Annotated in this window: 4 protein-coding genes and 2 pseudogenes; 5 read left to right on the top strand and 1 reads right to left on the bottom strand. The window is 42.3% G+C overall.

Annotated elements, in window-relative coordinates:
• From DW677_RS18990 to DW677_RS17425, 5 genes and pseudogenes are all read left to right on the top strand, one after another.
• Window positions 1-639, top strand: a pseudogene (locus tag DW677_RS18990) (relaxase/mobilization nuclease domain-containing protein); the annotation flags it as partial.
• Window positions 640-685: 46 nt separating this feature from the next.
• The gene (locus DW677_RS18985) at window positions 686-2,026 is read left to right on the top strand and encodes a DUF6040 family protein (RefSeq protein ID WP_242992239.1); all 1,341 of its coding nucleotides are present in this window, start codon (window positions 686-688) and stop codon (window positions 2,024-2,026) included.
• Between the two features lie 277 nt (window positions 2,027-2,303).
• Entirely contained in the window at window positions 2,304-2,387 is an 84-nt protein-coding gene (locus tag DW677_RS17435; protein WP_031929417.1) for a 23S rRNA methyltransferase attenuator leader peptide ErmL, read from the top strand.
• Window positions 2,388-2,505: 118 nt separating this feature from the next.
• Window positions 2,506-3,249, top strand: a pseudogene (gene erm(B), locus DW677_RS17430) (23S rRNA (adenine(2058)-N(6))-methyltransferase Erm(B)); the annotation flags it as partial.
• 266 nt (window positions 3,250-3,515) lie between these two features.
• On the top strand, window positions 3,516-4,865 hold the full coding sequence (locus DW677_RS17425; RefSeq protein WP_117567904.1) for a hypothetical protein: 1,350 nt from the start codon (window positions 3,516-3,518) through the stop codon (window positions 4,863-4,865).
• Between the two features lie 145 nt (window positions 4,866-5,010).
• Here the strand turns inward: DW677_RS17425 and DW677_RS18475 are convergent.
• The coding region (locus DW677_RS18475; protein ID WP_207658992.1) for a hypothetical protein at window positions 5,011-5,208 on the bottom strand (198 nt) is incomplete at its 5' end.

The following is a 5,208-nucleotide window of genomic DNA, read 5'->3' as shown; positions in this document are numbered from 1 at the left end:
GAACCAGATACAGTAAAGGACGAAATGCAAGCCACCAAGGAGCTGTGGGGCAAGACTGGGGGCAGAACTTATAAGCACTTCGTACACAGCTACCATGAGGACGAGCATATCACACCAGAGCAAGCACATAAGAACGCAATCGAGCTTGCCAAGGGTACGGAAGCATGGAAAGGGCATGAGGTACTCATTGCCACCCATATAGACCGAGGACACATACACACTCACTTTATCGTAAACAGTGTGAACTTTGAGGACGGACACAAGTTGCAGTGGAGCAAAGCGGAACTGCAGAACTTGAAAGACCGGTGCAATGAGCAGAGCCGGCAACAAGGGCTTCATGTTCCGGAGAAAGGAAAGACCTTTTCCGGAGAGGAAAGGGAAGAAACTGTTGCGTGGAACAAAGAAACATACAACCTCTTGAAGCAAGCCGAAAAGGGAGAAGTGAAAAGTTATGTGCAAGATACAGCCCTTGCGGTCATGGATTGCCGAGAAACAGCCACAAGCCGAGAGGACTTCATAGACCAGATGAAAGCAAGGGGCTATGGTGTGGACTGGCAAGACAGCCATAAATACATCACATTCACAGACCTTGAAAGGCAGAGCCAAGGGGAAAAACAATGTAAAGTCCGCAACAATAAACTGGAAAAGTATTATGCGGTGGACTTTGGAAAGGAGAGCTTAGAGAATGGGTTTGAAATCAATGCACGCAGAGAAGCAGAGCGAACAGCCACAACAGAGCGTGCAAGACAACAGCTTGATAGAACAGCAGTCGCAGAGAATAGCGGAGCTGATGAAAGAGCAAGAGCAAGACAGCTACTTGATAGAACAGCAGTCGCAGAAGATAGAAGAACTGGAGAAGCTTATCAGCAGTTTGCAGAGCCAGAACGAGAAAACCGAAGAACAGAAACGTACACACATCACAGAAGTATTGAACCTCAGAAAGACCTTGCAGAAGAAAGACTTGCAAATCTCCGAAGCTATCAGCCAAGCCGAGAAATGGAAAGCCAGGGCAGACCAGGAACAGACCAGGGCGAAAGACCAGGAACAGAAACTACTGGAAGAACAACTGAACCTCAAAAAGACCTTGCAGAAGAAAGGCTTGCAAGCCTCCGAAGCCATAAGCCAAGCCGAGGAATGGAAGAACCAAGCCGAGAAATCGGAGATACAGATACAGAAACTCTTATCCGACAAGCAAGAGCTGGTATCAACAGTAGCCGAACAAGGGAAGAGAATAGCGGAGCAGACCGAGCAAATAGAGAAGCTGAACGAAGCAGACAACGTGCTGAAGCTCAACGCAGAGCTGAAGAAGCAAAACGAGAAGCTGAAGCAAGACAAGCTCAACGCAGAGCAAGAAGCAGAAGCCACGGTATCGAGCGTTAAAAGGGAATATGAAGCCAAGGGCAGAGAGCTTGACCGCAGAATCGGAGAAGCTGCCAAGCAGTCGGCAAGCCTTAAATCCGAAAGGCAGAGCATAAGCGAAGATATAGAGCAGAGAGCAACAGCGAAGTATCTGGACCAGAAGAAAGAGCTTGACAGGAAGTTCAAAGCCCAGACAGCGAGCTATGACAGCTTTCTGTTAGGTCTGCTACTGTATGGAGTGCTTACCACAGTATTCACAGCAGTACGTTCAGAAGCCTTTAAAAGCGATTTTAAGACCTTTTTCATGGTTATATGGCAGTTCATTGTGAATGCGTTCCAGTTGCTTCTTAAAGGCGGTCAGTGGGTTTCACAACTGGGAGATAAGATACCACAGCCAGTAGTGGCTACCATAGCACATTATCTTCTTTTAATCGTCTTTGTGGGCGGTATTGCTATCGGTGTGGGCTTTCTTATCTTCCTTGGAGCAAGCAAGGTGTTTGAGTTCTACACAGAGGACTATGCGGACACCATGAGCCTTGCTGTATTCCTCATAAGCCTTGCGGTATCGGTGTACTTTGCGGAGCCTATAAGGGCGGTAATCCCTATCAATCTTCTTTTACTGCTGATACTGGTACATATCGTTTATGTGCTGATAGGGCACCTCTAATAACTACCAATTAATTCACCTCAAAATGAAATTAGAAAAAAACAGCGAAATTTTTAAATCTATTTCTTATCTATGGGTTTAACATGGATTTTATCATTAAAATCATGAGTATTGTCCGAGAGTGATTGGTCTTGCGTATGGTTAACCCTAAAGTTATGGAAATAAGACTTAGAAGCAAACTTAAGAGTGTGTTGAGCATTATCTTAAAATTTTGTATAATAGGAATTGAAGTTAAATTAGATGCTAAAAATTTGTAATTAAGAAGGAGGGATTCGTCATGTTGGTATTCCAAATGCGTTATGTAGATAAAACATCTACTGTTTTGAAACAGACTAAAAACAGTGATTACGCAGATAAATAAATACGTTAGATTAATTCCTACCAGTGACTAATCTTATGACTTTTTAAACAGATAACTAAAATTACAAACAAATCGTTTAACTTCTGTATTTGTTTATAGATGTAATCACTTCAGGAGTGTTTACATGAACAAAAATATAAAATATTCTCAAAACTTTTTAACGAGTGAAAAAGTACTCAACCAAATAATAAAACAATTGAATTTAAAAGAAACCGATACCGTTTACGAAATTGGAACAGGTAAAGGGCATTTAACGACGAAACTGGCTAAAATAAGTAAACAGGTAACGTCTATTGAATTAGACAGTCATCTATTCAACTTATCGTCAGAAAAATTAAAACTGAACATTCGTGTCACTTTAATTCACCAAGATATTCTACAGTTTCAATTCCCTAACAAACAGAGGTATAAAATTGTTGGGAATATTCCTTACCATTTAAGCACACAAATTATTAAAAAAGTGGTTTTTGAAAGCCATGCGTCTGACATCTATCTGATTGTTGAAGAAGGATTCTACAAGCGTACCTTGGATATTCACCGAACACTAGGGTTGCTCTTGCACACTCAAGTCTCGATTCAGCAATTGCTTAAGCTGCCAGCGGAATGCTTTCATCCTAAACCAAAAGTAAACAGTGTCTTAATAAAACTTACCCGCCATACCACAGATGTTCCAGATAAATATTGGAAGCTATATACGTACTTTGTTTCAAAATGGGTCAATCGAGAATATCGTCAACTGTTTACTAAAAATCAGTTTCATCAAGCAATGAAACACGCCAAAGTAAACAATTTAAGTACCGTTACTTATGAGCAAGTATTGTCTATTTTTAATAGTTATCTATTATTTAACGGGAGGAAATAATTCTATGAGTCGCTTTTGTAAATTTGGAAAGTTACACGTTACTAAAGGGAATGTAGATAAATTATTAGGTATAAGGTGGTATGTAAAAGGGTGTATGAGGTCGAGAGGATACTACTGATTTTGACACCCCAGAAATGGGGTGTTATAATAGTCCAAAAAGGTAAAAAAAATATATTGATAATATAAGCCCCCTATAGCCCTTTAGGGCTAACAGTCATAGGGTAGCGGATATAAATAAATTATATGCAGAAAAGAGGTGTTTATTCATGGCAAGAAAGCCGACTGACAAGCAGTTGTTCAAGATGAAAAATGAATGGTTGGGGCAGTTTTACGAACAGGTCAAGCCGAAAGAGTTTTACAGAGCAGTATTCCCAGAGGGGAGCTTTGAGAGAGAGGGACACCCAGAAGATGAGAAATGCAATGGAGTCTTGACAGTCATAGAGGGGGAAAAGGCAAGGAACTGTATAGTCTTTGATGAGCTGAATATGGTTGATGAGGTCAAGGGCAAGGAGTTCGCTATCATGTCCCCAGTCGGCTATTCTGGACGAAATAGGACAGCCAAGAATGCAAGGTGGCTGTATGGGATAGCCATAGACCTTGACGGAGTGGAAATGGAGCAGATAAGGGATTTGTTCTACCAGATGAAGAATGAATTGTTGCCACAGTGTACCTACTGCGTGAATAGTGGGCATGGGCTACACCTTTACTATCTCTTTGAGAAGCCAGTGCCACTATACAGACATTTACAAGACCAGTTAAGGGAGTTCAAGTACGAGCTGACCGCCAAGATATGGAACAGATACACAAGTACCTATAAGGAGCGTGACCAAGTGCAGTATCAAGGCATATTTCAAGGCTTTCGTATGGTCGGAACACAGACGAAACTGGGAAAGCGGTATCTGGTAACAGCCTTTGAAACTGGAGAGCGTGTCACAGTCGAATATCTGAATGATTTTCTCATGGATAAAAGCAAGGCTGTGACCGATTTCAAGTATAAGTCAGATATGAGCCTTGCAGAAGCAAAGAAAAAGTACCCAGAATGGTATGAAAAACGGATTGTGAAGCAAGAAAAAAAAGGTAGGTGGCATATCAAGAGGGACTTATATGACTGGTGGCTTAGGAAGATACAGAGCGGAGAAGCGTCCGTAGGACATAGATACTGGTGTCTGTCGGTGCTTGCGTCCTATGGTATCAAGTGTGATATTCCAGAAGATGAAGTATTGACGGACGCTTTGGAACTGTTACCCATGCTTGACCTTATCAGTGATGATGAACACAACCGCTTTACCAAGCGTGATGTACTGGACGCTATGAATATGTATCAGGAAAACTATGTCACATACAGTAGAGCAGAAGTAGAGCGTGTCAGCGGTATATCCGTACCACCGAACAAGAGGAACGGAAGAAAGCAAGATAAACACTTACAAGGTGCAAGGGCTATTAGAGATATAAATAACGAGAATTGGAGAGAGGGGAACGGAAGAAAACCGAAGTCGGAAATTGTCGAAGAATGGAGAAAAGCACATCCAGACGGAAAGAAAGCCGACTGCATTCGTGATACTGGTCTATCGAAGCCGACAGTATATAAGTGGTGGAGCGTGGGCGACGCCCTCTAAGGCATTTCCCCTTAATTACCCAAGAGCCATAAGAAAAAGAGTGTCAAGGGCAGTCGCAAGACTGTGCAGTTTACCCTTGATACTCTTTTTTGTTGGCTACAATGTCCGAGGGGAAAATGCTTGTCCGTCCGTTCCGTTACTTCCTCTACGGAGCATTGTCCATTCCAAAAAGAGAAAGTAAAGGGTTGTCTGCGACAATTTTTTTGACTGCTGCCATTCGCTGATCCGCAAGCGGAAGCTCATGGAAGCACTCAAAAAAACGAAGCCCTTGACTGTCTCTTTTTTCCATTCCCACAGCACCTAAGAGGAAGTAAGCTCCACTGTATTTCTGGCGAAATCCACG

Origin of the sequence: Clostridium sp. AM25-23AC (genome assembly GCF_003435125.1) — a bacterium.
Classification (GTDB): Bacteria; Bacillota; Clostridia; order Lachnospirales; family Lachnospiraceae; genus Pilosibacter; species Pilosibacter fragilis.
The sequence above is the reverse complement of the archived record's forward strand: the minus strand, read 5'-3'. Positions and strand labels throughout refer to the sequence as shown.

Excerpts from the sequence above, each read along its gene's own strand:
- DW677_RS17435 (WP_031929417.1), top strand. The coding sequence starts at position 2,304 with ATGTTGGTATTCCAAATGCGTTATGTAGATAAAACATCTACTGTTTTG.
- DW677_RS18985 (WP_242992239.1), top strand. The coding sequence starts at position 686 with ATGGGTTTGAAATCAATGCACGCAGAGAAGCAGAGCGAACAGCCACAA.
- DW677_RS17425 (WP_117567904.1), top strand. The coding sequence starts at position 3,516 with ATGGCAAGAAAGCCGACTGACAAGCAGTTGTTCAAGATGAAAAATGAA.